Origin of the sequence: Streptomyces lasiicapitis (assembly GCF_014646335.1) — a bacterium.
GTDB classification, from domain to species: domain Bacteria; phylum Actinomycetota; class Actinomycetes; order Streptomycetales; family Streptomycetaceae; genus Streptomyces; species Streptomyces lasiicapitis.
On sequence record NZ_BMNG01000005.1, the window covers coordinates 414,186 to 439,333 of the forward strand.

A 25,148-nucleotide genomic window follows, 5' to 3' on the forward strand; every position below is an offset into this window, starting at 1 on the left:
ATACGCGACACCCTGTGTCATGTATCCCTGTACGGTTTTCGCATGCGCGCCGACCGGTTGGTCTCACTCGTGCTGCTGCTCCGGCAGCACGGTCGGCTGTCCGCGACCGCGCTCGCCCGTGAGCTGGAGGTGTCCACGCGCACCGTGCTGCGCGACATCGAGGCGCTGTCCGCGGCCGGTGTCCCGGTCTACGCCGAACGCGGTCGGCACGGTGGTTTCGCGTTGCTGCCCGGTTTCCAGACCGAGCTCACCGGGCTGAACCACGACGAGGCGCTTGCGCTGCTGGTCGCCGGATCGCGGCGCGGCGCGCAGGTGTTCGGCCTCGGCTCGGCGCTTGCTTCGGCGATGCTCAAGGTGGTCGACGCGCTGCCCGAAAGCTATCGGGCCACCGCGGCCGGCGCGGCCGAGCGATTGCTCATCGACCCGGAGACCGATCTCCTCGCGCGTCGGCTGGTCGGGGAAGAGGTGCCTGACACCGTCGTGGCCGAGGTCCGGGGCGCGGTGTTCGCGGGACACAAGTTGCGCATTCACTACGCGGCCGTGGACCAGGCCCCGAAGTGGCGGACGGTGGATCCGATCGGTCTGGTCACCGTGCGCGGCCAGGGCTACTTGCTGGCCACGAGGTCCGGCGCGGACCGCACCTACCGGCTGTCACGGGTCCTGGCCGCCGAGGAACTCGACGAACCGGCACAGCGACCGGACCGGGTCGATCTGGACCGGGCCTGGCAGGAACGCAGCACGCGGTTCCGGAGCGGCGGCGACCAAGTCACCGTGCTGGTACGGGTGCACCCCGAGCGGCGGCAGGACCTGGTGGGCACCGCGCTGGCCGTCCTCGCCGAGGAAGCCGACGCGGACGGCTGGCTGCGGCTGGAGGTGACCTTCCAGGATTCGAGGCACGCCGAATGGGCGGTGTGGCAGCTCGCCACGAACGCGGAGGCCCTGACCCCGCAGTGGCTGCGCGACTCGTTGCGCGACCGCGCCGCCGCGATCGCCACCTGCTACGGAGGGTCTTCCTGAGACCCGGCGGCTCGCCACCGCTGCCAGTGCCCCCTGCCAGAGTGACCGCCGTGGAGGAACCAACCCGGCACAACGTGAGCATCGGCGGTCGCCGTCTGTCCTGCCTCGACTTCGGGGGTCATGGCCAGCCGCTGCTCGCCCTGCACGGTCACTTCGGTGAAGGGAGCACGTTCACGCGACTGGCGCGTGAACTCGGCCCGGACTGGCGGGTGATCGCCCCCGATCAGCGGGGACACGGCGAATCGGAGCGGGCGGAGGACTTCTCCCGCGACGGCTATGTCAGTGACGCCGCGGCGGTTCTCGATCACTTCGGGGTCACGGACACCGTGGTGCTCGGCCATTCGCTCGGAGGCGTCAACGCGTACCAGCTCGCGGCTCGGCATCCGCGTCTCGTCAGGGCTCTCGTCGTCGAGGACATCGGTGCCGAGACCGACGACGACCTCTCCTTCTGCCTGGCCTGGCCCGACCGCTCGCCCACGCGGGCCGCCCTGATGGAGGCGCTGGGCGGCTCGGCCCGGTACGTCGCAGATGCTGTCCGTGAGTACGCGGACGGCTGGGGTCTGGCCTTCGAGCCGCGGGACATGGTCGCGTCTCAGCGACAGCTCAACGGCGATCACTGGGGCGACTGGTTGACGGGCGGCTGTCCCGCGCTACTGGTTCATGGCCGCCACAGCAACGTGCTCAGCAGTCGGCACGCCAAGGAGATGGTCGAGCGGCGCGCTCGTGCGCGGCTCGTCGAGCTCGCAACCGGCCACACCGTCCACGAGACCGACCCGGCGGGATTCGCCGCCGTGGTCCGGGACTTCCTCGAAGACCTGTGACCGTACGCGGGAATTCGCTCGACGCGCGGCATCAGCCCGTATGAACTGGCCCCATGAGTCATGAAGAACTGCTTCCCAGCACACGCCGGTCCCTGACCCACCGCATCGCCACCGCTCAGACCGAGGGACGGGCCCCCTCGCTGGTCGCCGCGGTCGTCCGGGACGGCGAGCTGGTGTGGACCGGGGCCCGCACCTCGGTGGCAGGACACGCGCCGGACGAGAACGTTCAGTACCGCATCGGGTCGATCACCAAGACGTTCACCGCGGTCCTCGTGATGCGTTTGCGTGATGAGGGCGTGCTCGACCTCGCGGACCCGCTGGAGAAGCATCTGCCGGGCACCGGCGTAGGTGAGATCACCATCGCGGAACTCCTCTCGCACACGGGCGGGTTGGGGGCGGAGACCCCGGGCGAGTGGTGGGAGCGCAGCTCGGCGTCCCTGCGCCCGGAGCTGGCTGACGTACTCGGCGAACAGCCCTTCAAGCACCCCGTCGGACGGCGGCACCACTACTCCAACCCCGGCTACACCCTGCTCGGTTCGCTGATCGAGGCGGTGCGCGGCGAACCGTGGGAGGACGTCCTGCGCCGTGAGGTCCTGGAACCGCTCGGTCTGCGCCGTACCAGCGGGGAGCCGCAGGCCCCGCACGCCGGTGGCTGGGCCGTGCACCCCTGGGCGGACGTCCTGCTGCCCGAACCCACGCAGGATCTGGGGCTGATGGCTCCGGCTGGCCAACTGTGGTCCACGACGGCTGACTTGGCTCGGTTCGCCGTCTTCCTGATGGAGGGCGACGACCGGGTGCTCGGGGTGGAATCGGTCCGTGAGATGAAGCGGCCGGCGGGACCCGCTGAGGCCGGGGAGTGGGAGCGGACGTACGGCCTTGGCGTCGATCTGATCGGTGGGAAGGGGTACACGCTGGCCGGTCATGCGGGTTCGCTGCCCGGGTTCGTCGCGGCGCTGTGGACGAGCGAGAAGGACGGGCTGGCGGCGGTGACGCTGGCCAACTGCACGTCCGGCCTGCCGGTGGCCCTGGTGGCCGCGGATCTGCTGCGGATCGTGGCGGAGGCCGAGCCGCGCATTCCCGAGCCGTGGCGGCCGCTGCCGGACGTCGACCAGGCCGTGCTGGAGCTGGCGGGGCCCTGGTACTGGGGCACGAGCGTGTTCGTGCTGCGCCTCGCGGCCGATGGCGCGGTCGTGGTGGGGCCGCTGGCGGGCGGGGGGCGCGGCTCGCGGTTCCGGCCCAACGGGGACGGGACGTGGACCGGGCTCGACGGGTACTTCGCGGGCGAGCGGCTGGAGGCCGTGCGACGGGCGGACGGCTCGGTCAGCCACCTCGACCTGGCGTCGTTCGTCTTCACCCGCAAGCCGTACGACACGGAGGCGCCGGTGCCGGGCGGCGTGGACCCGGAGGGTTGGCGAGGGCTCGCGTAGGCAGAGCCGGGCAGGGCGGAACTTGCGGTACGCCGGGTCGGGGCGCGGCCCCGGTCCCGGCAGGACGCAGAGCCCCATGGGCTTGTGACGGCTGCTGAGGCCCCCTGTGGCGCCCCCAAGGAGTGCTGGGGTGTCGTGTTTCACGTGAAACACGACACCCCGCCACAGATAGCCGTGCGTCGGCGACCGGCGAGCCCGCGTGATTCAGAGCTGCATCTTGAAGCCCACATGCGAAGCCGTGAACCCAAGGCGCTCGTAGAAGCGGTGCGCGTCGGTACGTGTGGCGTCGGACGTCAGTTGCACCAGCTGGCAGCCCTGGCGCCGGGACTCCTCGACGGCCCACTCGATGAAGCGGGTTCCGAGCCCGCCGCCCCGCTCGTCCGCGTGCACGCGGACTGCTTCGATGATCGACCGAGTCGCGCCCTGCCGCGAGAGCCCCGGCACGATCGTGAGCTGGAGCGTGCCCACGACGCGGCCTTCGCGTACGGCGACGACCAGGTGCTGATTGGGGTCCGCGGCGAGCCGTTCGAACGCCGGCAGATAGGGCGTCAGGTCGTCCGGGGATTCTCGCTGGGCGCCCAGCGGGTCGTGGGCGAGCATTGCCACGATCGCGGGGATGTCGTCGGCCACGGCAGGTCGTATCTCAAGATCTCCCATGGCCGCAGCTTATGCGGCGCCCGATCGGGCATGCCGGGCCCAGCCGGGGCCTGCATGCCGGCGCCCAGCGGGGCGTGAGGTCCCGCTACGCGGGGGTGCGCACCGCCTCGACGGCCTTGACCAGCGGGGCGAGCTCGGGGTTCTTGGCGGCCTCGTCCAGGGCCTCGCGCAGCGCCGTGTCATTGGTGGGGCGGGCCTCGGCGAGGAGCGCGGACCCGCTCTCGCTGACGTCCGTGTAGATGCCGCGCCGGTCCGTCGGGCACAGATAGCGTGACAGGAGTCCGCGCTCCTCGAGGCGGGTGACCAGGCGCGTGGTGGCGCTCTGGCTCAGGACGACCGCGTCGGCGACCTGCTTCATCTGCAGATGGCCGCCCTCGCCGTCGTGCTGGCGGTTGAGGACGTCGAGCAGGCTGTACTCCCGCACGCTCAGGTCGTGCTTGGCCTGGAGCGCACGCTCGACATGGGTCTCGATCTTCCCGTGGAGCAGGGAGAGCGCGCACCAGCCCTGGGCGAGGGCGGTGAGTGCCGGGTCTGTCGCTGTCATGACTGTTCCTCCGTCTTCCGGCGTCCCTGCCGTCTTCCCGGGGCTCTGAGCGGCCGCGTTCCGCCGCGTCCAGCCCTGTCTCCGAGCGGCTCCGTCCAGGATAGTCCACCACTGCAATATCCGGCGCTTGCATTTATCCCGCGTCTGCAACTATTGTGGACGCACGTTAAGCGCACCTGCAACCGTCTGGAAGGTAACGCCATGCCTCTCGCGCTTCTGGCCCTCGCGATCGGGGCCTTCGGAATCGGGACCACCGAGTTCGTGATCATGGGACTGCTTCCCCAGGTCGCGGGTGACTTCGACGTCTCCATCCCCACCGCCGGTCTGCTCGTCACCGGCTATGCGCTCGGCGTCGTCGTCGGCGCCCCGCTCATGACCGTCCTGGGCCAGCGGATCACCCGCAAGCGGATGCTGATGCTCCTGATGGGGCTCTTCATCGTGGGCAACCTGATCTCCGCAGTGGCCCCGGTCTTCGGTGTCATGCTCGCCGGACGCGTCGTCGCCTCGCTCGCCCACGGCGCCTTCTTCGGCATCGGCTCGGTGGTCGCGGCCGAGCTGGTCGCCCCGGAGAAGAAGGCGGGCGCGATCGCCATGATGTTCACGGGCCTGACCGTGGCCAACGTGGTCGGTGTGCCGCTCGGCACGCTCGTCGGGCAGGCCATCGGCTGGCGCGTCACCTTCGTCATCGTCGCCGCCCTGGGCGTCCTCGGCCTCGCCGGTATCGCCAAGCTCGTGCCGGACCTGCCCAAGCCCGAAGGCGTACGGCTGCGCGACGAGGTCGGTGCCTTCCGCAACGTCCAGGTGCTCCTGGCCATGGCGATGACCGTCCTCGGCTTCGGCGGTGTCTTCGCGGCCATCACGTACATCACGCCGATGATGACGGACGTCGCGGGCTACGCGGAGTCCTCCGTGACCTGGCTCCTCGTCCTCTTCGGCCTCGGCATGGTCGCCGGCAACCTGATCGGCGGCAAGTTCGCCGACCGCGCCCTGATGCCGATGCTGTACATCTCGCTCGGCGCCCTCGCCGTCGTGCTCGCCCTGTTCACGGTCACCGCGCACAACAAGGTCGCTGCCGCCGTCTCCGTCATGCTGATCGGCGCGCTCGGCTTCGCCACGGTGCCGCCGCTGCAGAAGCGGGTCCTCGACCAGGCTTCCGCGGCACCGACCCTCGCGTCGGCCGCCAACATCGGCGCCTTCAACCTCGGCAACGCCCTCGCGGCCTGGCTCGGCGGCATCGTGATCTCCAGCGGCTTCGGCTACACCGCCCCGAACTGGGTGGGCGCCGCCCTCGCCGCTTCCGCCCTCGGCCTGGCCGTCCTCTCGGCCGCCCTGGAGCGCCGGTCCACCGCTCCCAGCAAGGTCGTCGCCGCTGCCGGTGTCGCGCCCGCGGCCGAGGTCCCGGCGCCCGCGCACCACTGACCACTTCCCTCACCCCACCTCACAGCACCATCAAGGAGAACCCCCTCATGAGCACCACCACGGCCGTCACCCCCCTGACCACCAGCGACGCGGAAGCCCTCGTTGCCGCCGCCCACCGCGCCGCCGAAGCCGCGGACGTCACGGTCAGCGTCACCGTCCTCGACGCGGGCGGCCACCTCCTGGCCTTCCGACGCGACGACCGGGCCGTACTGATCTCCGGGGAGACCAGCACCCGCAAGGCGTTCACCGCCCTCCAGCTCAACGCCCCGACCGCCGACCTCGTCGACGCGGTGCAGCCTGGCGGGCCGTTCCACACCCTGCCGACGGCGCTCGACCGGCCGCTCCTGTTCATCGCGGGCGGCGTGCCCGTCCACCGCGACGGCCGCCTCATCGGCGCGATCGGCGTCGGCGGCGGTGCCCCGGAGCAGGACCACGGCTTCGCGACGGCTGCCGTGAAGGCCCTCGCGTAGCCGGGGTATCCCCCCGTACGTGACTGAAGCCCGCCCTCAAGTGCCAGAAGAACCATGGCACTTGAGGGCGGGCTTCGACGCGTTGACCGCGAGCCCCCGGTGACGGGCGTCAGCTCAGCCCGCGGCCACCGTCAGGGGCGCGAATCGGCGGGTCCAGTCGCCTGGCAGTTCCTGGATGCCGTACGTCATCACGGCGTTGAAGGCGACAGTCTCCAAGCCGTGCTCCTTCGCCCAGGTCAGCAGTTCCTCGTGGCGTACGTCGATGTCGGTGCGCAGCGGCCGGTCGGTGCGGGCGCCGAGCGAGGCGATGAGTGCCTTCGCCGTCTCCGTGTCACGGGCGATGAGGGGGCCGACGACATGGGTCTCCATGTTCGGCCACGCGCCCGCGTAGCCGATGATCTCGCCGTTCGCCTCCGCGACTCTGAACTGGTCGGTGAAGGCGGGCAGGCGGGTGAGCACGTGCGTGCGGTCCAGGCCGAAGACCTCGGTGTCGAGACTGATGAGGGTGGGCAGGTCCTCCGCGGTCGCCGCTCGGGTGGTGATGCCTGGAGTCCCGTCGGCCGAGGCTGAGGCCGAAGATGAAGATGAAGGCGTGAAGTGGCCGCGGAGCATCTCGGCGCGGCCCACCGTCTTGAAGCCGAGCTGCTCGTACAGGGGACGGCCGTTCGGTGTCGCGTGCAGGGTGAGCGGGGTGGTGCCCGCGGAATCGGTGACGTAGCGCATCAGATGGCGTCCGATGCCCTTGCGGGCATGACGCTCGGCGACCAGCACCATGCCGATCGCCGAGAGTCCGGGGTTCTCAAGAGGTCCGTACTGGGTCACGACGCACGCGGCGATCAGGCCGGGGCCGTCGGGGTCGTCGATGCCGTAGCCCGTTCCGGCCGAGAGCAGCAGGCCCCATTTGTGTTCCTCGCGGGGCCAGCCGCGGTCCTCGGACAGATCGGCGCAGGCCGCGAGATCGCGGGGAGTCAGCCTGCGGATGGGCAGTGCGGAGAGGGTAGGTGTCGACACGCGGGTCAGGCTGTCTGACGCATGACCTCGGCGTCCACCTTTTTGTGGGTAGAAGCACGTTGCTTTTGGCCAAGTTGTTTCTGGTCAGCCTGGTGGGTGGTGCGCAGGCGGCGGCCGCGCCGGGTCAGCCCCCAGGGCTTGAGGACCGAGATGACCGTCATGAAGAGGTACGCGCTCAGCGAGACGATGGGGCCGGCGATGAGGTCGGTCGAGCTGGCCAGCGGTTCTCCGGCGGACACGGTCGCCACAGCGTCATTGACGCCCGGCCGCAACGCGAAGGTCGACGCGATGGTGGTGGCCAGCGTCAGCCAGAACTTCGTATAGACCCAGCGGTGCCGCGCGAGCCTCCAGGGCGTCCCCAGCGAGAGCAGCAGACCGCTCAGCAGCGTGACGAAGGCCAGGGGGACTACGAGCCAGTCGGTGAAGACCTTCATCGCGCGGACGGAGGCTTCGATGGTCGGGGCGGAATCGGTGGTGATCGCGGCCGCGGCGAGTGCGACGAGCCCGAGCGTGAGCCCGAGCCAGCCGGCGGCGGCTGTGACATGGACGACGAGGGTGGCCCGGCGTGCGGGGCGGCGAAGTTTCACGTGAAACACGTTGCCGGGAGAAGCGGCCAGGGGCGTCTGACAGCGGGAGTAACCCCGGGTACTAGCCTCGGCGTACATGGCACGCCTGCATCTCTTTGATCTGGACGGAACGCTGCTGTACGGCACCGCCGCGCCCGTGGAAATCTCCCGGCAGTTGGGCCTGGACCGGGAGATCGCGGAGCTGGAGCGGGACTTCGTCGCGGGGCGTATTGACTCGCGTGGGTACGCGGTGCGGGTGCATGACCTCTGGGCGGGCCTCACCGACTCCCATGTGGCGGCGGCCTTCGACGGGGCTCCCTGGCTGGCCGGCATACGCGAGACCTGGGACGAGATCCGTGCGAACGGCGACTACTGCGCCGTTGTCTCGCTGTCGCCGTCGTTCTTCGTGGAGCGGCTGCTGGAGTGGGGTGCCCATGCCGCGTACGGATCGCGGTTCCCGGCCGTGCCGTTCGCCGAACCCGTGAATCCCGCGGGCATTCTCAACGCGGCGGCCAAGGTGAAGATCGCGAACCGGCTCTGTGAAGAGTTCGGGGTGGGCCGGGCCGACTGCGTTGCGTATGGAGACTCGCTGTCCGACCTGGATCTGTTCGCCGCAATGCCTGTTTCGGTCGCGGTCAATGCGGATCCGCGGCTGGTCGACCTGGCCACGCATGCGTATGTCGGGCGCGATTTGTGGAAGGCGTACGAATTGGTGCGCACGCCGGTAATCGAGGCAATTGACGGGGGTGGACCCTTGAATTCCGAGTGAAGGAAGGGTACTTGTGCGCAGGACGTCGGCCGGTATGGTCGACTCCGGTTCAAGCCAGGGGCGGAGAAGGTTCGAGCCAGGGGCGTGGAAGGCGCACCCGAGAGGGCGCGGACGCAGATCAACAAAGCTTAACGGGGCAAAGAGATCGAGAACCCGTACTTCGGGCTTTGTGCTCCGCACAATGGACGCGGCTGCGACGCTGCGGGTGAGATGACTGCGGCCAATGTCACATTCTTTCCCTACTTGTCCGTAGGTCTTGGGACACCAGGGTTCAATGTGGTCGACATGGGCTGCCGAGGCGGAGCGGGGAAAGCACGCACCTTCCGGCGAGGAAGTGCACGGACCGACTGAGAGATGTTCGAGGCGAGGCACAGCATGGACGCTCCGACCACCACGTCGGCTGGCAACGGCACTTCCGGGGACAACGGCGGTTCTGGCGGCTGGTTCACACCACGTAGAACGCCGAGTGACCAGGAGGCCGCGGAGTCGCCTCGCACGGCGGAGCAGGCTGAGTCAGGGGCCGAACCCGGGAACGGGCCACGGGAGTCGCCGTCCGGGCGCAGAGTGTCCGCCATACGGCCACTGGGCAGGCCGGGTGCGGTGGGCGCTGCGGAGCCCGGGTCGGAGCGAATACCGGTCTTGGAGCCGGTCGTCGAGGACGAGGTTGCTGCCGGTGACACCGAGCCCGTCGCGGAGGCCGCCAGCGCCAACGCCAGCCCCGTAGTTGAGGCTGTGGCGGGAGCCGCGCCCGAAGCTCCTGCTGCGCCCACAGCCCCTGCCGCCGCCGAAGCCTCTGCTGAACCCGCTGAACCCGCCGAGCCCGCTGAACCCGCTGAACCCGCCGAGCCTGCCGCGCCCGCCCCCCAAGGCCCCAACGCCTCCCCCGACGCCGCCCGCGTCCAGCGCACGATGGCCGAGATCGGACCCGTCGCCGACAAGGTCACCTCGTACTTCTACGCGCTCCTCTTCACCCGCCACCCGGATCTGCGCGGCCTGTTCCCTGCCGCGATGGACACCCAGCGCGACCGGCTCCTGAAGGCGCTGCTGACCGCCGCGGAGCATATCGACCAGGCCGACGTACTCGTCGCCTACCTGCGCAACCTCGGCCGCGGACACCGCAAGTACGGCACGCAGGCCGAGCACTATCCGGCCGTCGGCGAGTGCCTGATCGGCGCGCTGAGCCGGTACGCCGGCGCCGTCTGGGACGACGAGACCGAGGCGGCCTGGGTCCGGACGTACACGACGATCTCCCAGGTCATGATCGACGCGGCCGCCGAGGACGAACTGCGCGCCCCTGCCTGGTGGTACGCGGAGGTCGTCTCGCACGACCTCAGGACGCCCGACATCGCTGTCGTCACGGTCCGCCCCGACCAGCCGTACCCGTTCCTGGCGGGCCAGTACACAAGCCTGGAAACGCCTTGGTGGCCGCGCATATGGCGGCACTACTCCTTCGCGTCGGCGCCCCGCTCCGACGGGCTGCTGTCCTTCCACGTGAAGGCGATCCCGGCGGGTTGGGTCTCCAACGCGCTGGTGCACCGCGCCCGGCCCGGGGACGTGGTCCGGCTCGGCCCGCCGGCCGGTTCGATGACCGTGGACCACTCCACCAGCAGCGGACTGCTCTGCCTGGGCGGCGGTACCGGCATCGCGCCCATCAAGGCGCTTGTCGAGGACGTCGCCGAGCATGGCAGGCGGCGCCCGGTCGAGGTGTTCTACGGCGCGCGCACCGATCACGACCTGTACGACATCGACACGATGCTGCGCCTGCAGCAGACCCACCCGTGGCTGGCCGTCCGCCCCATCGTCGACAACCGGGCCCAATTGCCGGACGCGGTGCGGGAGTACGGCCCGTGGAACGAGTACGACGCGTATCTCTCGGGCCCGCCCGGGATGATCCGCAGCGGCGTGGACGCGCTGCGGGACGTGGGGATTCCCGCAGGCCGCATCCGGCACGACGCGGTGGAGGAACTGGTCGCGGCGGGCGACTAGCCCCCGCACACGGTCAGCACCCGGAGCTCAGAAGCAGGACTCGGCGCCCATGGCTGACGTTCAGCCCAGGTCGGGCGCGTGCATCGCCCGTACGCCCTCGATGTTGCCGTCCAGATAGTGCCGCAGCGACAGCGGGACGAGATGGACCGAGGCGATCCCGACGCGGGTGAACGGCACCCGCACGATCTCGTACTCACCGTCGGGGTGGTCGACTTCGGGGCCGTGCCGCAGCGCCGCGTCCATGGACTCCAGGCGGCAGACGAAGAAGTGCTGCACCTTCACGCCGGTCGCGCCGCCGTCCTCGCCGATGTGCTCGACCGTGTCCACGAAGCACGGCACCACATCGATGATCTTGGCGCCGAGTTCCTCGTGCACTTCCCGGTGCAGGGCGTCGATGACGGTCGCGTCCTCCGTCTCGACGCCGCCGCCCGGAGTGAGCCAGTACGGATCCACGCCGGGCTTGGTCCGCTTGATCAGGATGAGGTCGTCCCCATCGAGGAGGACGGCACGTGCGGTGCGCTTGACCACGGGTCGGACGGTCATGGGAGAAATGTGGCCCGGACTGTTCCACGTGAAACATCGCGGGTCTGCTGGGGCTGTCCTCAGGACCAGTCGGCGGCAGCACGCAGCAGCCACTCGTGCGCCCGCGCGATATGCGGCATGGCGAGTGTGCCGGTGCGTACGACGAGGAAATACGTACGCAGGGGCGGCACCGCCGGATCGAGCAGCGCCACGACGTCGCCGCGCTCCAGGGCCGCGGCACACAGATAGCGGGGCAGCACGGCGAGCCCGGCGCCCGTGATCACGCAGGCGAGCACCGCCCGCAGATCCGGCACGATCACGGCGCCCGACGCGGCGGGACGGGAGTCGAAGACGGCGGCCCAGTAGCGCGAGACGAGCGGCAGCGACTCGTGCACCTCCACCACCGGCAGGTTCTCGACCGTGACCGCGCCTTTGCGGCGCAGCTTGCCGGGGCCGAGCCGGGCGGCCCAGCGGGGAGCGGCGATCAGCACATGCTCCTCGTCGCACAGGGGCGTCGCGGTGAGCAGCGCTCCTCGTGACCGGGCCGTGGTGATGGCCAGGTCGTGGTGCCCGGCGGCGAGCCCCTCCAGGACCTCCTCGGCGTTGCCGAACGACGCGCGCAGCGCGAAACCCTGTCCGTCGTGGCCGGTCAGCGCGGTGAGGGCCGGAAGGGCGCGTTCGGCTGTGAACTCCGGTGGCCCGGCCAGATGGAGCGTACGGACGGAAGAGTCCTCGTCGAGCCCGGCCTCGGCGATCTCGACGAGCGCGTCGAGGTGCGGGGCGGCCTTGTGGGCGAGCTCGTCGCCCATGGTCGTGGGGGTCACGCCACGGGCCTGGCGCAGGAAGAGCGGACGGCCGAGCTGCCGCTCCAACGTGCGGATCTGTGAGGTCACGGCGGGCTGGGACAGCCCGAGGAGAGCTGCCGCACGCGTGAAGGACCCAGCCCGGTGCACGGTCACGAATGTGCGCAACAGGGCCAAGTCCATGTCGCCACCCTCTTCTCAGTCGGCCCCCGGCGCCCGCCCAACTATAAATTTGTCGATAGGTTGCTGTCGCTACTGTGATTGGACACTGACACAGAGTCAACTAGCCTTGTTCGCGCGGTTCTTCGCACGCGGAACCGGGACGGTCCGAGCCACGAGGGGGGAGGCTCGGACCGTCCGTTGTGCGTAGGAGGCTCCCGTACGCGGTCAGTTGGCTGTCGCTCCGTGGTCCGGCTGGTCCGCCGTCTCGTCGAGCGCACGCAGCACATCCGCCACCAGATCCTCGGCGTCCTCCGCACCGGCGGAGAAGCGGATGAAGCCCTCCGCCACCGCGTCGCCGCCCCACCGCCCACGCCGCTCGGCAGTGGACCGTACGCCGCCGAAGCTCGTCGCGTCGTCCACGAGCCGCAGCGCCGCGAGGAAACGCTCGGCACGCGCGCGTGAAGGCAGTTCGAAGGAGACCACGCACCCGAAGCGCCGCATCTGCCGCTCCGCGATCTTGTACGAGGGGTCGTCGGGCAGCCCCGGATAGCGCAGGCCGGTCACCTCGGGGCGGTCGCGCAGGGCCTTCGCGAGGGTGAGGGCGGTGGCGTTCTGCCGGTCGACGCGGAGCTGGAGCGTGGCGAGCGAGCGGTGGGCGAGCCAGGCCTCCATCGGCCCCGGAATGGCCCCGACGATCTTGCGCCAGCGCCGTACGGCGGCCATCAGCTCGGCGTCGCGGCAGGCCACGTACCCAAGGAGGAGGTCGCCGTGCCCGGTGAGCTGCTTGGTGCCGCTGGCCACGGAGAAGTCGGCGCCGAGCTCCAGCGGGCGCTGGCCGAGAGGCGTGGCGAGGGTGTTGTCGACGGCGACCAGGGCGCCGCGCGCGTGGGCGGCGTCGGAGAGGCGGCGGATGTCGCACACGTCGAGCCCCGGGTTGGACGGCGTCTCGATCCACAGGAGGCGGGCGCCGTCGAGCACGTCGAGCTGCGCGTCGTCGGCGGTGGGCGCGGTGCGTACCTCGATGCCGTACGCCGTGAGCTGCTCGCGCACCAGGGGCAGTGCCTGGTAGCCGTCGTCAGGCAGCACCACGGCGTCGCCCGCGCGCAATTGGGAGAAAAGCACCGCGGAGATCGCGGCCATCCCGGACGCGAAGACCAGCGTCTCCACGGCCGGAGAGACGCCGGGGCCCGCGTTGTCCCCAGGGCCCGCGTCGTTCCCGGAGCGCGCGTCGCCTTCGGAGCGCGCGCCGGCCGCCGCCGGGGATTCGAGCTCCCCGATGGCGCGCTCCAGGTGGGTCCATGTCGGGTTGTCGTCGCGTCCGTACGCGTACGGGCCCGTCGGGTCGCCGGGGAGGTGGAAGTGGGCCGCGAACACCGGGCCCGGCAGCGTCGGCTCGTACTTCGCGGGTTCGGGGAGCCCGGCCCGCACCGCCCGGGTGCCGTCGCCGGTCTTCGGCGCGGAAGTGACCTCGTCGGTCCGCGTGGGGCCAGTCGCAGGCTCCGGCTCCGGTATTCGCTCCGCGTCCGTCATGCCGCTCGTCCTTCCACCGCGTCCCGTACCGCGGCGAGCAGGCCCTCGCTCGCCGCCTCCACCATTGTCAGGCACTCCTCGAAGCCGTCGGCGTCCCCGTAGTACGGGTCGGGCACGTCCAGTTCGTCGTACGCCAACGGGTCGTACGAGCGCAGCAGGCGCACCTTGTCCGCGTCCTCGGGGGTCGGGGCCAGGCGGCGCAGGGAGCGCTGGTGGCCGCGGTCCAGGGCGATGACCAGGTCGAGCCGGGCGAACCAGTCCGTCCGGAACCGGCGGGCCACGTGGTCGGCGTCGAAGCCCGCGGCCTCCAGGACGGCGACGGTGCGCGGGTCGGCGCCGTCGCCCTCGTGCCAGCCGTCGGTGCCCGCGCTGTCCACCACGACGAGCCCGTCGAGCCCCGCGTCACGGATCCGCGCGCGGAAGACCGACTCGGCCATGGGCGAGCGGCAGATGTTGCCGGTGCACACGAAGCAGACGGCGAACGGCGCCTGGACGGAGTGGCCGGACCGGCCGGACTGGACAGATGGGGCGGACGACGTGGACGCGGAGGCGCGGGGCATGGGTGGGTCAGTCCTTGTGGTCGGGGAGGGCGACGTTCAGCGCCCAGGACACGATCGAGATGATCAGGCCGCCCAGTACGGCGGTCCAGAACCCCTCGACGTGGAAGCTGACGTCGAGTTTGTCCGCCAGCCAGGACGTGAGCAGCAGCATCAGGGCGTTGATCACCAGGGTGATCAGGCCGAGCGTGAGGATGAACAGGGGGAACGTCAGGACCTGCACCACGGGCTTGACCAGGAAGTTCACCAGACCGAACAGCAGCGCGACCACGAGCAGTGTGAGGGTCTTCTTGCCCGTGCTGTCGCCGGTGAGCGTGATCTTGTCAAGCAGCCACACGGCGACGGCCAGGGCCACTGCGTTGGCGATCGTCTTGACTACGAAATTCTTCATGTGTCTGATCGTGGCAGACGTGAGGAAACAGTGGTCGGTCCACGACCTGGGGCAAGGGGCGCAGAAGAGCGATGAAGGCATTCCGACTGGACGAGCTGGAGGCGGAACGCGCCGCGAATGACGGCGCGTATCTGCAGTTTCTGCGGGAGCGGAACATGTCGGTCGGGCTCTACGCGCTGGACGCGGGCGACAGCGACCCGCAGCAGCCGCACCGGCAGGATGAGGTGTACATGGTCGTCAGCGGCCGTGCGTCGATCACGGTGGGGATGGAGACGACGGAGGTCGCGCGCGGCAGTGTCGTGTACGTGCCGGCGGGGGTGCCCCACAAGTTCCACCACATCAGCGAGGACCTGCGGGTCCTTGTCGTGTTCTCGCCGCCGGAGCGGTGACGGCGGCGTCTCCCCTCGTGGCCGCCTCAGGGCTCCTGCCTCGGGGTTCCCTAGGGGGCGAGTCAGGGGAGTACAAGGGATCGCACGGCCCCGAACTGGCTTTTTCCGACCTAGCATCGAATGCGTGAGATGGGAAATCTGCTCAGCAGCGGAGTTCCCCGAAATCTGTGAGAAAGGTAAGGGCGAGGGCAATGCGAGAGATCTTCGCGGGTATGCCGTGGTGGGTGAAGTGGATCGCGGTGCCGCTGGTCGCCCTGGTCGTCTTCGGCAGTGTCATAGCGAGCGTGATCGGCTTCGTCTTCACGCTGCTCTTCAAGCTGCTGCTGTTCGTGGCCCTCGTCGGCGGACTCGTCTACGTCGTACGGAAGTTCATATCCAGCTCGTCCTCGTCACGCGGCGACTGGTGATCGGCACACGGCGACAGGCGAAAGGGGAAGCAAGGGTTCCCTCCCCAGGGGGAAGTTTTCCGCCAGGGCGCTTGCCAGCGGTGGCCAAGGGTTAGAGTCCGAAAACCGACGCGGGGGAATCCCCGCAGGCGGGCCCACTGCCCCCACCCGTGGCCTCCGGCGCGGGTGGACCCCCCATGTGCTTCGGGAGTGACCCATGGCCTCGGTTGACGACGCACCCGCCCACGTCCAGCCCACCGTCCCCCCGAGCGAGGCAACTTCGGGCGACGAACCGTCAACCGACGCCACCGCGGCGGCCGTTGGCCACACCGCCGTCGCGCCCACCCTCATCGGCTCCGTGCAACGGGCGATGCGCCTGCTCGAGGCAGCCGCATCGCACCCGGGCGGAGCGCCCGCGAAGCAACTGGCCCGAGAGGCCGGCCTAGCCCTTCCCACGGCGTATCACCTGCTGCGGACGCTGAACCACGAAGGCTATCTCCGCCGGGAGAAAGGGGTGTTCGTGCTCGGCGACGCGGCCGAGCGGTTGAGTACGGGAGCGGCGGAGCAGAATCGTCGCGTCATGATCGGTGAAACGCTGGCGCATTGGCGTGATGTCATCGGCGTGCCCCTGTACTTCGCCATCTACCAGGACGGCGAGATCGAGGTCGTGTCCGTCGCCGACACCTCGGGCAATCCGGCCGTCGAGGAGTGGGCCGACTTCCGCGAGACCGGTCACGCCCACGCGATCGGCCAGTGCCTGCTCGCTCAACTGGACGACGAGGCACGGCGGGACCACTTGGACCGCCACCCGGTGCGCTCCCTCACGCCGAACACGGTGCGTGACGATCGGACGCTGCTGCGGCGGCTGGACGCGAGGGGCCGGATGACGCCGGTGGTGGAGTATCAGGAGTACGCGCTGGGGACGGTCTGCGCGGCCATTCCGATCACGGTGGGCAGTACTGCGGCCACTTTGGCGATCTCCGTACCGTCCGCTCAGGCCGACCGATTGCTGCCCGCGGCACGCCTGTTGCAGGAGGAGATCGGAAAGCTACTACGGACACTCGGCTTCTCTATCAGCATCTGAAAACTCACTCCTTGTGATCTGGTGTGTACGTTAAGCAAGATGCCATGAGTGTCAGGGAGTTGGTTCCTGCGCCATCAAGAAGGCTAGTGACGGGGTAGGCGGCGATGCGAGAGTCGGTCCAGGCAGAGGTCATGATGAGCTTCCTTGTGTCGGAGGAGCTGTCGTTCCGCATCCCGGTGGAACTGCGGTACGAGACGCGAGATCCCTATGCCGTGCGGTTGACCTTCCACCTCCCCGGCGATGTCCCGGTGACCTGGGCCTTCGGGCGGGAGCTCCTGGTGGACGGAGTGGGCAGGGCGTGCGGGGACGGGGATGTGCGCATCGCGCCGACCGACCCCGAGCAGTTGGAGGAGGCGCTGATCCGGCTTCAAGTGGGTCCTGATCAGGCGCTGTTCAGAGTGGGCATCCCGCCGTTGCTCGCCTTCCTCGACCGGACGGACAAGCTGGTGCCGCTGGGACAGGAGCGGACACTGATCGACTTCGAGACGCATCTCGACGAGGCGCTGGACCGGATTCTCGCGGAGCAGAGCGCGGGCTGACCCGGTCGGCCGGGTTCAACGGGCCCTGGATGTCGGCGGATCAGGGCATTTCATGGCATCGGCTTGCGGGTGCGGGTGCGGGTGCGGGTGCGTGCTGCGGTGCGGACTGGTCGGCGTGGGCGTCGGCGTCGGCCTGGCGGTGCGGCGGCGCCGCGGGCTCACGTCTTGCGGCGGCGGCCCTTTCCGCCCAGGGACGGGCGGCGGGGAGCGGGTCGGTCGGAGGGGACGGGAGGTGTGGGGCCCGAAGGGGCCAGCGGGGCGGTTGCCGGCGCGGTGGCGGGGCCGGAGCGGTCGGCGGAGACGACCAGGGCCGCGAGGGCGGTGGTGACGGGGACGGAGGCGACGAGGCCGATGGAGCCGATGAGGGTGCGCACGATCTCCTCGGCGACGAGCTCGCTGTTGGCGACGGTGCCGACGCTGCTCTGGGCGATGGAGAAGAGCAGCAGGAGGGGCAGGGCGGCGCCCGCGTAGGCGAGGACGAGGGTGTTGACGACCGAGGCGATGTGGTCGCGGCCGATGCGGATGCCCGCGCGGTACAGGCCGCGCCAGCCCATCGTCGGGTTGGCCTGGTGGAGTTCCCAGACGGCGGAGGTCTGGGTGACGGTGACGTCGTCGAGCACGCCGAGGGAGCCGATGATGACGCCGGCGAGGAGCAGGCCGCTCATGTCGATGTCGGGGTAGAGGCCGTGGATCAGGCCGGTGTTGTCGTCCGTGTTGCCGGTCAGGGATGCCCAGCCGATGAACAGGGAGCCGAGCAGGCCGATGAGGAGGAGGGAGATGAGGGTGCCGAGTACCGCGACGGAGGTGCGCGCGGTCAGGCCGTGGCACATGTAGAGCGCGCACAGCATGATGGCGCTCGCGCCGATCACGGCCACGACCAGCGGGTTCGAGCCCTGCAGGATCGCCGGGAGGATGAAGAAGGTCAGGACCAGGAAGCTCACCGCGAGGGCGACCAGGGCCATGACTCCGCGCAGCCGCCCCACCACGACGACGGCCAGGGCGAAGATGCCGGCGAGGAGGGCCATGGGGAGTTTGCGGTTCACGTCGGTGACCGAGTACTGGAGGTCCTTGGGGGCCTTGGGCTCGTAGGCGACCACCACGCCCTGGCCCTTGTGGAGTTGCCGGGGCGAATCCGGCTGGATGACCTCGGTGAAGGTGCGGCCCTTGTCCGAGCCGCTGGTGACCTTGATGGTGGCCCTGCCGCAGGTGCCGTCAGCGCGGGACTGCGCGGACTGGCCCTCGGCGGTGGAGGTGTCGCCGTTCGGCGGGGGCTGCGAGGCGTTCAAGTCCTTGCAGGGGAGCTTCTCCAGCTTGGTCACGGTGGCCGACTGGGTCTGCCGGTCGAAGCCGACACCGGTGCGCTCGTGGTCCGGGGCGCCGCCGGGCCACAGCACCACGAGGCCGACGAGGACGGCGGTGGTGAAGGGGATCAGGACGGCGGCGATGACCTTGCGCAGATGCTGGGACACGGGGGCGGCAGGGCCGTGACTGTGCGAATGGCCGTGCGGCTCCGGGGTGGGGGGCCCGGTGGGCGGCGGTGGTGTGGTCACGGCCCGATCATCGCAAGAACGGTGGGGGCCCTCTGTTCACCGCGCCCGATATGACGCTAGCGTGGAGGCACCTTTGCAATCGCGGGAGCTCGGAGCACCGGGCTGAGAGGGCGCTGACCTCCGTACGAACGGGCAGGAACCGGTTCGGAACGTACGGAAACCGCTGCGTCGACCGCCGAACCTGTTACCGGGTAATGCCGGCGTAGGGAGTAGGTCACATGACCACATCGGACGCACGCACGCCTGCCTCCAGCACCGAGGGTGCTGAGGGCGGGAAGTCCATCGGCTGGCACAAGGCGTACGTGACGGGCCCGGAGGGCTCGCGCTCGGACCTGCGTGTGCCGGTCCGCCAGGTGCACCTCACCAACGGCAAGGCCGTGACGCTGTACGACACGTCGGGGCCGTACACCGACCCCGCCATCGACACCGACGTCCGCAGGGGCCTCGCGCCGCTCCGGGAGAACTGGATCATCGCCCGCGGCGACACCGAGGAGTACGCGGGCCGCCCGGTCCGCCCCGAGGACGACGGCATCAAGCACACCTCGCCACGCGGGGGCCTCAGGAACCTCGACGCGGTCTTCCCCGGCCGCCCGCGCCAGCCGCGCCGGGGCCGCGCGGGCCAGGCCGTGACGCAGCTCGCGTACGCGCGGCGCGGGGAGATCACGCCGGAGATGGAGTACGTGGCCATCCGGGAGAACATGGCGCCCGAGGTCGTACGGGACGAGATCGCCGCGGGCCGGGCGGTGCTGCCCGCGAACGTGAACCACCCGGAGATCGAGCCGATGATCATCGGCAAGAAGTTCCTGGTGAAGGTCAACGCGAACATCGGCAACTCGGCGGTCACCTCCTCCATCGAGGAGGAGGTGGACAAGATGACGTGGGCGACCCAGTGGGGCGCGGACACGGTCATGGACCTGTCCACCGGCCGCAACATCCACACGACCCGCGAGTGGGTCCTGCGCAACTCCCCCGTGCCGATCGGCACGGTGCCGCTCTACCAGGCACTGGAGAAGGTCGACGGCAAGGCCGAGGAGCTGAGCTGGGAGATCTACAAGGACACGGTCATCGAGCAGGCCGAGCAGGGCGTGGACTACATGACGGTGCACGCGGGCGTGCGCCTTCCGTATGTCCCGCTGACGGCGAACCGGAAGACCGGCATCGTCTCGCGCGGCGGCTCGATCATGGCGGCGTGGTGCCTCGCGCACCACAAGGAGAGCTTCCTGTACGAGCACTTCGAGGAGCTGTGCGAGATCCTCGCGGCGTACGACGTGACGTACTCGCTCGGCGACGGCCTGCGGCCGGGGTCGATCGCGGACGCCAACGACGACGCGCAGTTCGCGGAGTTGCGCACGCTCGGGGAACTCAACCAGATCGCCAAGCGTCACAACGTACAGACGATGATCGAGGGCCCCGGTCACGTCCCGATGCACAAGATCAAGGAGAACATCGACCTCCAGCAGGAGATCTGCGAGGAGGCGCCGTTCTACACGCTCGGCCCGCTGACCACGGACATCGCGCCCGCGTACGACCACATCACCTCCGGCATCGGCGCCGCGATGATCGGCTGGTGGGGCACGGCGATGCTCTGCTACGTGACGCCGAAGGAGCACCTGGGCCTGCCCAACCGGGACGACGTGAAGACGGGCGTCATCACGTACAAGATCGCGGCGCACGCGGCGGACCTCGCCAAGGGGCACCCGGGCGCGCAGGACTGGGACGACGCGCTGTCGGACGCGCGGTTCGAGTTCCGCTGGGAGGACCAGTTCAACCTCGCCCTGGACCCGGTCACGGCACGGGAGTTCCACGACGAGACGCTGCCCGCGGAGCCCGCGAAGACGGCGCACTTCTGCTCGATGTGCGGGCCGAAGTTCTGCTCGATGAAGATCTCGCAGGACATCCGGCGCGAGCACGGCACCACGAAGACGGAGATCGAGGAGGGCATGGAGCAGAAGTCCAAGGAGTTCGCGGCGGCGGGGAATCGGGTGTATTTGCCGCTGGCTGAGTGAGCTGGGCGGACGGCGCCGCGGTGCCGGGTCGGGACGCGGTGCTGGGTTGGTTCGCGGTGCCGGGTTGGACCGCGCTGCCCCACCCGCTGCCCAACCCGGCCTGGGCATCGCGGCCGTCGTCCGTCAGAGATCGGTGAACGCGGTGTCCCCGTGCCGTCGGGCTGGGCAGACTGGGCGTATGACTGCCAGTAGTTCCCTGAGCAAGGGTGCCAATCTTCCCGTCGGGGCTTCCGCGGTGCGGGCCGAGCTCGGCTGGGCCGAGGGGGCGGGCGGGCCCGTCGCCGATGCGTCGGCGCTGCTGCTCACCTCGGCCGGACGCGTACGCGACGACGGCGACTTCGTGTTCTACAACCAACCGCGGCATGCGTCCGGCACCGTACGGCATTTGGGCAAACACAGTGCCGCCGGGGTGACGACGGACACGGTCGAGGTGGATCTGCATGCCCTGGAGTCCGTGGTCGAGCGGGTGTTGATCTGTGCGTCGGCCGATGGCGGGACGTTCGGGCAGATGTCCGGGCTCACGCTGCGGCTGCTCGACGCGGTGACCCAGGCCGAGCTCGCGCGCTTCGACATGGCGGCTACGACCGAGACCGCGTTCATAGGCGGCGAGTTGTATCTGCGCGGCGGGCAGTGGAAGTTCCGCGCGGTGGGGCAGGGGTACGATTCCGGGCTTGCCGGGTTGGCGACGGACTTCGGGATCACGGTGGATGATGCTCCGGTTGGTTCAGGGGCTGCCGGGGCTGACAGGGCTGCCGGGACCGCCGGGGCTCCTGTGACTCCTGCGAGTTCGGTGGCCGCTGCGGCCCCCGTGGCCCCTGCCACCCCGCCCGCGCCCGCAGCACCTCCCGGCCCCCGCCTCATCAAGGGCGAAGACCAGCTCCCCGTAGACATGCGCAAGCGGCTGTCGCTCCGCAAGGAGCAGGTGGCGGTCAGTCTGCGCAAGCACGGCGCGGAGGGGGTCACGGCGCGCGTCATTCTCGTACTCGATGCGTCCGGGTCGATGTCGTTCCTGTATTCGAAGGGCATCGTGGCCGATGTCGTGGAGCGCATGGCCGCCGTGGCCGCGCAGTTGGACGACGACGGTGAGATGCAGGCGTGGACGTTCGCCTCGAACCCGGCCCGGCTGGCCGATCTGACCATCGGGGAGCTGCCCGACTGGTTGCGGCTGCATGTGCGGGTCGGTGAGGTGGGGCTCTTCTACCGTCCCGGCAAGCGGAAGAAGGGACTTCGGGACGATCAGGTCGACATGCGGTCGGTCGGCATTCAGAACGAGGAGCAGAAGGTCATCGCCCAGGTGAGGGCGTACGTGAGGGAGAACCCGACCGCCGCTCCCACACTGGTGCTGTTCTTCTCGGACGGTGGCGTCTACCGCAATGAGGAGATCGAGCGGGAGCTTCGGGACGCCGTGGAGGAGCCGATCTTCTGGCAGTTCGTGGGTCTGGGGCGGTCCAACTACGGGGTGCTGGAGCGGTTCGACACGCTGCCGGGGCGCCGTGTCGACAATGTCGGGTTCTTCGCGGTGGACGACATCAGTACGGTTCCGGATCCGGAGTTGTACGACCGTTTGCTGTCCGAGTTCCCGGACTGGATGGCGGCCGCGCGTCAGGCCGGGATTCTCTGAGGAAGGCGCCCACGCGCCAGGTTCCCTCAGAGCGCTGAGGCCGTGGCGGGGGCAGGCTCTGTGCGAGGCCGGGCCTTCGCGCCGCCATCCGCCGACGGCGGCGCGCCGAAGCCCCCGCGCGGGGGCTTCCGGCCCGTGTTCGACCGGCCGGCCGCCGTTGCCGACCGTCCTCTCCGGCGTCGGTTGCGATGACCGGCGTCCGGACCGGCGCCGGTTCCTGACCTCCGGCGTCCGGTTTCACTTAAGGGCTACTCCGGGGGGTGCTCGGGCCCTCCGTAGTCCGGACTCGAGAAGTCCGGGCTGCTGTAGCTCGGGCGGGTCCCAGTGGTCGAGCCGCCGTCCGGGCTGCTGAATCCCGGCCTGTGATAGCCGAGTTGGGGCATGCGCCCGGCCGGTCCCGGCGACGACGCGCGGGTCGCGGGCGCCTTTGACGCGTCCGGGTCCGCGAGTGCCTCACGCAGGAACGGCAGGATGCCACGCTCCAGGAGTGCCTGGCACCAGGCTTCCCTGGCCCGGTCCACCGCCTCGTCCCGCTCATGGTGCGAGCCTGCCTGGAGAGAGGTGGAGCCGTTGCGCAGGGCGGTGAGGAGCAGGCCGACCGCGGCGACCAGGATGGCGGCGGCCGTGAGCGCGCCGAACAGCCACCCGGCGGTGAGCAGGGTGTCCGCGAAGGCGGGCTCGGGGTCGAGCATCTTCAGGATGTAGCCGACGAGCAGGAAGATCGCGGCGGCCGTCCCGGCGAGGACGGGCGCGAGCACCGCGATGACCGCGACCAGTCCGGCACCCGCGGTCTCGGTGACCTCGCCCATGGTGGTGGCGAGGCTGATGCCGCCGGATCCGGATTCGGTCGAGCTGGAACTTGATCCGCTCCCTTCACGGACCGATGAGGACGACGAGGGTCCGGGGTCGCGCAGTTCCTCACGGACCTTCACGTAGTGGTGATACTCGGCCGCGGCGGCGGCCGTGATCAGAGCGGTGGCGTTGAGAGCCATCGTGCGCAGCTGCTCGGGGTTGAGTCGCTGGCCCACCGCGGCCAGCTCCGGGTGGTTCGGTGCGGTGCGCAGCGCCTCATCGAGGACCCGCTCGTACTGGGGGCGGTCCTCATTGAGCAGATGTGGAGCGCTGTTCATGTGCATCCCCCGATGCTCCGTAGGGCTTGGGGCTCGCATGGCTACGAGCCGTCGGGCAGAAACGGAGGGGAGCCTGCTACGGATAAGGCGATGGTAGAGCGGTGACGGCACGCGGTGACAGGGGTTAACCAGAATTGGCCCTCTGGCCAGCGAGATCCTGTATAGGGGCACGTGCCCCGTGAACGTTCGATACGAACGTTCGGAAATCTCGTCCTTCCGGCCCGAGCCGGAAATTTCAGCTTCCGGCGAAGCCGGAACTCTCAGCCGTCCAGCGGGAGTTGGCAGACCAAGAGCTTTCCGGCCATCGTCACTCCGCCGTCCATGGCGATGGCCAGGCCTTCGGCGTAGATGTGCGGGCCCTCGATGACCGGCCGCCCGTCGTCGTCGCCGTCGTATTCGGAGCCGACTTCACCGAGGAGGTACGGGATGGGACTGTGGCCGTGGACGATGCGGCTGCCGCCGTAGGCGTCCAGGAGTTCGCGTACGGCTGCCGCGCCGGAGTCGTCGCGGAAGGCGAAGCGCTTGGTGAACTTGCGGAACAGGTCCCAGTATTCGTCCGGGTCGTTGCGGGTGAGCGCCTCGTGGATGGTGTCGTTGACGGCTTCGATGGAGTCGCCGTAGTCGAGGTACGCGGTCGTGTCGGAGTGCACGAGCAGGTGCCCGTCCTCCTCCTCGATGGCGTCGAGGCGGGCCATCCACTGCAGGTGGTGGTCCTCCAGGCGCTCCATGTCGGTCTTCTGGCCGCCGTTCAGGAGCCAGGCGGCCTGGAACGTGGCCGTGCCCGCGCCGGAGTTGACCGGGGTGTCGCCGAACTTCTTCGCGCCGATGAGCAGCAGCTCGTGGTTGCCCATGAGCGCCTTGCAGTAGCCGCCGGCGGCCGCGGCCTCGGCGGACAGGCGCATCACCAGGTCGATGACGCCGATGCCGTCGGGCCCGCGGTCGGTGAAGTCGCCGAGGAACCACAGCCGCGTGTTGCCCGCGGCCCAGTTGCCCTCGGCGTCGATCAGGCCCTCGGCGGCGAGGGCGGCGACGAGTTCGTCCAGGTAGCCGTGCACGTCGCCGACGACGTACAGCGGGCCCATGCCGCCGGGGTCCGGCGCGGGCGGCGGCTCGGGCATCTCGCGCACCTCGACCTGCACGGTGTCACCGCGGTTGATGACCGGCAGGTCCCGCTCGGTGGGCGTGTATCCGTCCGAGGCCTCACCGGCGGACCCGGGGTGGGGCGCGGCGGCCTGCGGCTGCACGGGGGCTTGCGGCTGCGCCGGGCTCTGCGGCTGTACGGGGCGGTGCTGCTCCAGCGGCTGCTGTACGGGGGTCTGCTGCCGTACGGGAGCCTGCGGCTCCACACGCGCCTGTACGGAATCCCGCAGCGGCCGCACGGACACGGGCGCGGGGGACTGGGACTGGGTGGGTGTGGGCGCGTGGGACGGGGACTGCGCGGCCCGAGCCGACGGCTCGGCGGGACTGTCCTGCCCTACGGGACCACCCCGACCGACAGGACCACCCTGCTCCACCGACCCGCCCTGCGCAGGCACCTGAGCGGCCTGAGCAGTCTGCGCGGCTTGCGCGGGCACCTGGGCGACCTGACCCCCCTGAGCCTGCGCGGCGGCATCCTGCTCCCGCTCCTGCCCGGCGTCCTGCTCCTGCGCCGCGCCCCGGCCGGTCTCACGGACGCCCTCATAGACGTACGCGGGCACGCGGAAGTCGCGCAGCGTCGCCGTCCGCACCTCGGGTCCCTGACCGGCCCCCTGAGTCATCGACCCCTCCACCACCATCGCGCCGCATCTGCAC

The 25,148-nt window shown here is 70.0% G+C and carries 25 protein-coding genes; 13 read left to right on the top strand and 12 right to left on the bottom strand.

The features are described from left to right. Positions 1–42 precede the first annotated feature (42 nt). The 3 genes from IEY91_RS13505 to IEY91_RS13515 are packed head-to-tail and all read left to right on the top strand — an operon-like array spanning position 43 to position 3,265. On the top strand, positions 43–1,017 hold the full coding sequence (locus IEY91_RS13505; protein ID WP_189174104.1) for a helix-turn-helix transcriptional regulator: 975 nt from the start codon (positions 43–45) through the stop codon (positions 1,015–1,017). 50 nt (positions 1,018–1,067) lie between these two features. Next, entirely contained in the window at positions 1,068–1,838 is a 771-nt protein-coding gene (locus IEY91_RS13510) for an alpha/beta fold hydrolase (RefSeq protein ID WP_229696925.1), read from the top strand. A gap of 53 nt (positions 1,839–1,891) precedes the next feature. After that, positions 1,892–3,265 carry a serine hydrolase domain-containing protein gene (locus tag IEY91_RS13515; RefSeq protein WP_189174106.1) on the top strand — a complete coding sequence of 458 codons (1,374 nt, stop codon included), beginning with the start codon at positions 1,892–1,894 and terminating at the stop codon, positions 3,263–3,265. A 204-nt stretch (positions 3,266–3,469) separates the two neighbouring features. On the opposite strand, the gene IEY91_RS13520 is transcribed toward IEY91_RS13515, so the two are convergent. Continuing rightward, positions 3,470–3,922, bottom strand: coding sequence for a GNAT family N-acetyltransferase (locus tag IEY91_RS13520; protein WP_189174107.1), 453 nt, complete (start codon positions 3,920–3,922; stop codon positions 3,470–3,472). A gap of 85 nt (positions 3,923–4,007) precedes the next feature. Further along, positions 4,008–4,466: a MarR family winged helix-turn-helix transcriptional regulator gene (locus IEY91_RS13525; protein WP_164323016.1), complete on the bottom strand. Its 459-nt coding sequence runs from the start codon at positions 4,464–4,466 to the stop codon at positions 4,008–4,010. Between the two features lie 201 nt (positions 4,467–4,667). On the opposite strand from IEY91_RS13525, the gene IEY91_RS13530 reads away from it, so the two are divergent. Both IEY91_RS13530 and IEY91_RS13535 read left to right on the top strand, forming a co-directional pair. Continuing rightward, the gene (locus IEY91_RS13530) at positions 4,668–5,885 is read left to right on the top strand and encodes an MFS transporter (RefSeq protein WP_164323019.1); all 1,218 of its coding nucleotides are present in this window, start codon (positions 4,668–4,670) and stop codon (positions 5,883–5,885) included. 47 nt (positions 5,886–5,932) lie between these two features. Continuing rightward, on the top strand, positions 5,933–6,355 hold the full coding sequence (locus IEY91_RS13535) for a GlcG/HbpS family heme-binding protein (RefSeq protein WP_164323021.1): 423 nt from the start codon (positions 5,933–5,935) through the stop codon (positions 6,353–6,355). A 114-nt stretch (positions 6,356–6,469) separates the two neighbouring features. On the opposite strand, the gene IEY91_RS13540 is transcribed toward IEY91_RS13535, so the two are convergent. Together IEY91_RS13540 and IEY91_RS13545 are read right to left on the bottom strand one after the other, a co-directional pair. Continuing rightward, the gene (locus IEY91_RS13540) at positions 6,470–7,366 is read right to left on the bottom strand and encodes a GNAT family N-acetyltransferase (RefSeq protein WP_189174108.1); all 897 of its coding nucleotides are present in this window, start codon (positions 7,364–7,366) and stop codon (positions 6,470–6,472) included. 5 nt (positions 7,367–7,371) lie between these two features. Further along, a complete protein-coding gene (locus IEY91_RS13545) occupies positions 7,372–7,953 on the bottom strand; it encodes a DUF2269 domain-containing protein (protein ID WP_189174109.1) in 582 nt (193 codons plus the stop codon). A gap of 76 nt (positions 7,954–8,029) precedes the next feature. Here IEY91_RS13545 and IEY91_RS13550 point away from each other — a divergent pair, with 76 nt between their 5' ends. Continuing rightward, on the top strand, positions 8,030–8,701 hold the full coding sequence (locus IEY91_RS13550) for an HAD family hydrolase (RefSeq protein WP_189174110.1): 672 nt from the start codon (positions 8,030–8,032) through the stop codon (positions 8,699–8,701). Between the two features lie 354 nt (positions 8,702–9,055). Then, the gene (locus IEY91_RS13555; RefSeq protein ID WP_189174111.1) at positions 9,056–10,687 is read left to right on the top strand and encodes a globin domain-containing protein; all 1,632 of its coding nucleotides are present in this window, start codon (positions 9,056–9,058) and stop codon (positions 10,685–10,687) included. Positions 10,688–10,747: 60 nt separating this feature from the next. Here the strand turns inward: IEY91_RS13555 and IEY91_RS13560 are convergent, their stop codons facing one another. The 5 genes from IEY91_RS13560 to IEY91_RS13580 all read right to left on the bottom strand — a co-directional run bounded on the left by IEY91_RS13560 (position 10,748) and on the right by IEY91_RS13580 (position 14,652). Continuing rightward, positions 10,748–11,230, bottom strand: coding sequence for an NUDIX domain-containing protein (locus IEY91_RS13560; RefSeq protein WP_164323031.1), 483 nt, complete (start codon positions 11,228–11,230; stop codon positions 10,748–10,750). Between the two features lie 59 nt (positions 11,231–11,289). Further along, positions 11,290–12,195, bottom strand: coding sequence for a LysR family transcriptional regulator (locus tag IEY91_RS13565; protein WP_164323033.1), 906 nt, complete (start codon positions 12,193–12,195; stop codon positions 11,290–11,292). 204 nt (positions 12,196–12,399) lie between these two features. Further along, positions 12,400–13,704 carry a cystathionine gamma-lyase gene (locus IEY91_RS13570; protein WP_189174112.1) on the bottom strand — a complete coding sequence of 435 codons (1,305 nt, stop codon included), beginning with the start codon at positions 13,702–13,704 and terminating at the stop codon, positions 12,400–12,402. Further along, a complete protein-coding gene (locus tag IEY91_RS13575) occupies positions 13,701–14,141 on the bottom strand; it encodes a low molecular weight protein-tyrosine-phosphatase (RefSeq protein WP_229696948.1) in 441 nt (146 codons plus the stop codon). The genes IEY91_RS13570 and IEY91_RS13575 overlap by 4 nt, the downstream gene beginning before the upstream one ends. Positions 14,142–14,271: 130 nt before the next feature. Next, positions 14,272–14,652: a phage holin family protein gene (locus IEY91_RS13580; RefSeq protein WP_164323039.1), complete on the bottom strand. Its 381-nt coding sequence runs from the start codon at positions 14,650–14,652 to the stop codon at positions 14,272–14,274. A gap of 71 nt (positions 14,653–14,723) precedes the next feature. Between IEY91_RS13580 and IEY91_RS13585 the strand changes: the two genes are divergently transcribed. The 4 genes from IEY91_RS13585 (at position 14,724) to IEY91_RS13600 (ending at position 17,050) form a co-directional block, all read left to right on the top strand. Then, positions 14,724–15,041: a cupin domain-containing protein gene (locus IEY91_RS13585; RefSeq protein ID WP_030357805.1), complete on the top strand. Its 318-nt coding sequence runs from the start codon at positions 14,724–14,726 to the stop codon at positions 15,039–15,041. 191 nt (positions 15,042–15,232) lie between these two features. Further along, positions 15,233–15,448 carry a DUF5326 family protein gene (locus tag IEY91_RS13590; protein ID WP_189174114.1) on the top strand — a complete coding sequence of 72 codons (216 nt, stop codon included), beginning with the start codon at positions 15,233–15,235 and terminating at the stop codon, positions 15,446–15,448. A 196-nt stretch (positions 15,449–15,644) separates the two neighbouring features. Beyond that, positions 15,645–16,511 (top strand): IclR family transcriptional regulator, encoded by an 867-nt coding sequence (locus tag IEY91_RS13595; RefSeq protein WP_229696926.1) that lies wholly within the window; start codon positions 15,645–15,647, stop codon positions 16,509–16,511. Between the two features lie 104 nt (positions 16,512–16,615). Next, the gene (locus tag IEY91_RS13600; protein ID WP_164323044.1) at positions 16,616–17,050 is read left to right on the top strand and encodes an SsgA family sporulation/cell division regulator; all 435 of its coding nucleotides are present in this window, start codon (positions 16,616–16,618) and stop codon (positions 17,048–17,050) included. Between the two features lie 158 nt (positions 17,051–17,208). On the opposite strand, the gene IEY91_RS13605 is transcribed toward IEY91_RS13600, so the two are convergent. Next, complete coding sequence (locus IEY91_RS13605) at positions 17,209–18,600, bottom strand: YibE/F family protein (RefSeq protein ID WP_189174115.1); 1,392 nt, start codon at positions 18,598–18,600, stop codon at positions 17,209–17,211. 218 nt (positions 18,601–18,818) lie between these two features. Here IEY91_RS13605 and thiC point away from each other — a divergent pair, with 218 nt between their 5' ends. Further along, on the top strand, positions 18,819–20,606 hold the full coding sequence (gene thiC, locus IEY91_RS13610; protein ID WP_189174116.1) for a phosphomethylpyrimidine synthase ThiC: 1,788 nt from the start codon (positions 18,819–18,821) through the stop codon (positions 20,604–20,606). Positions 20,607–20,784: 178 nt separating this feature from the next. Further along, positions 20,785–22,227, top strand: a complete 1,443-nt coding sequence (locus IEY91_RS13615; RefSeq protein ID WP_189174117.1) for a VWA domain-containing protein — start codon at positions 20,785–20,787, stop codon at positions 22,225–22,227. Between the two features lie 248 nt (positions 22,228–22,475). Here IEY91_RS13615 and IEY91_RS13620 read toward each other — a convergent pair whose 3' ends face one another. Together IEY91_RS13620 and IEY91_RS13625 are read right to left on the bottom strand one after the other, a co-directional pair. Continuing rightward, entirely contained in the window at positions 22,476–23,363 is an 888-nt protein-coding gene (locus tag IEY91_RS13620) for a hypothetical protein (RefSeq protein ID WP_164323052.1), read from the bottom strand. A gap of 254 nt (positions 23,364–23,617) precedes the next feature. Continuing rightward, positions 23,618–24,655, bottom strand: a complete 1,038-nt coding sequence (locus IEY91_RS13625) for a metallophosphoesterase (RefSeq protein ID WP_373287942.1) — start codon at positions 24,653–24,655, stop codon at positions 23,618–23,620. Positions 24,656–25,148: the final 493 nt, after the last annotated feature.

Bases quoted from the DNA above. Each gene is read 5' to 3' on its own strand.
- IEY91_RS13620 (WP_164323052.1), bottom strand. From the start codon at position 23,363: ATGCACATGAACAGCGCTCCACATCTGCTCAATGAGGACCGCCCCCAG.
- IEY91_RS13580 (WP_164323039.1), bottom strand. From the start codon at position 14,652: ATGAAGAATTTCGTAGTCAAGACGATCGCCAACGCAGTGGCCCTGGCC.
- IEY91_RS13520 (WP_189174107.1), bottom strand. From the start codon at position 3,922: ATGGGAGATCTTGAGATACGACCTGCCGTGGCCGACGACATCCCCGCG.
- IEY91_RS13505 (WP_189174104.1), top strand. From the start codon at position 43: ATGCGCGCCGACCGGTTGGTCTCACTCGTGCTGCTGCTCCGGCAGCAC.
- IEY91_RS13595 (WP_229696926.1), top strand. From the start codon at position 15,645: ATGGCCTCGGTTGACGACGCACCCGCCCACGTCCAGCCCACCGTCCCC.
- IEY91_RS13615 (WP_189174117.1), top strand. From the start codon at position 20,785: ATGACTGCCAGTAGTTCCCTGAGCAAGGGTGCCAATCTTCCCGTCGGG.
- IEY91_RS13535 (WP_164323021.1), top strand. From the start codon at position 5,933: ATGAGCACCACCACGGCCGTCACCCCCCTGACCACCAGCGACGCGGAA.
- IEY91_RS13565 (WP_164323033.1), bottom strand. From the start codon at position 12,195: ATGGACTTGGCCCTGTTGCGCACATTCGTGACCGTGCACCGGGCTGGG.
- IEY91_RS13570 (WP_189174112.1), bottom strand. From the start codon at position 13,704: ATGACGGACGCGGAGCGAATACCGGAGCCGGAGCCTGCGACTGGCCCC.
- IEY91_RS13590 (WP_189174114.1), top strand. From the start codon at position 15,233: ATGCGAGAGATCTTCGCGGGTATGCCGTGGTGGGTGAAGTGGATCGCG.
- IEY91_RS13600 (WP_164323044.1), top strand. From the start codon at position 16,616: ATGCGAGAGTCGGTCCAGGCAGAGGTCATGATGAGCTTCCTTGTGTCG.
- thiC (WP_189174116.1), top strand. From the start codon at position 18,819: ATGACCACATCGGACGCACGCACGCCTGCCTCCAGCACCGAGGGTGCT.
- IEY91_RS13555 (WP_189174111.1), top strand. From the start codon at position 9,056: ATGTTCGAGGCGAGGCACAGCATGGACGCTCCGACCACCACGTCGGCT.
- IEY91_RS13550 (WP_189174110.1), top strand. From the start codon at position 8,030: ATGGCACGCCTGCATCTCTTTGATCTGGACGGAACGCTGCTGTACGGC.
- IEY91_RS13525 (WP_164323016.1), bottom strand. From the start codon at position 4,466: ATGACAGCGACAGACCCGGCACTCACCGCCCTCGCCCAGGGCTGGTGC.
- IEY91_RS13515 (WP_189174106.1), top strand. From the start codon at position 1,892: ATGAGTCATGAAGAACTGCTTCCCAGCACACGCCGGTCCCTGACCCAC.
- IEY91_RS13585 (WP_030357805.1), top strand. From the start codon at position 14,724: ATGAAGGCATTCCGACTGGACGAGCTGGAGGCGGAACGCGCCGCGAAT.
- IEY91_RS13530 (WP_164323019.1), top strand. From the start codon at position 4,668: ATGCCTCTCGCGCTTCTGGCCCTCGCGATCGGGGCCTTCGGAATCGGG.
- IEY91_RS13575 (WP_229696948.1), bottom strand. From the start codon at position 14,141: ATGGCCGAGTCGGTCTTCCGCGCGCGGATCCGTGACGCGGGGCTCGAC.
- IEY91_RS13560 (WP_164323031.1), bottom strand. From the start codon at position 11,230: ATGACCGTCCGACCCGTGGTCAAGCGCACCGCACGTGCCGTCCTCCTC.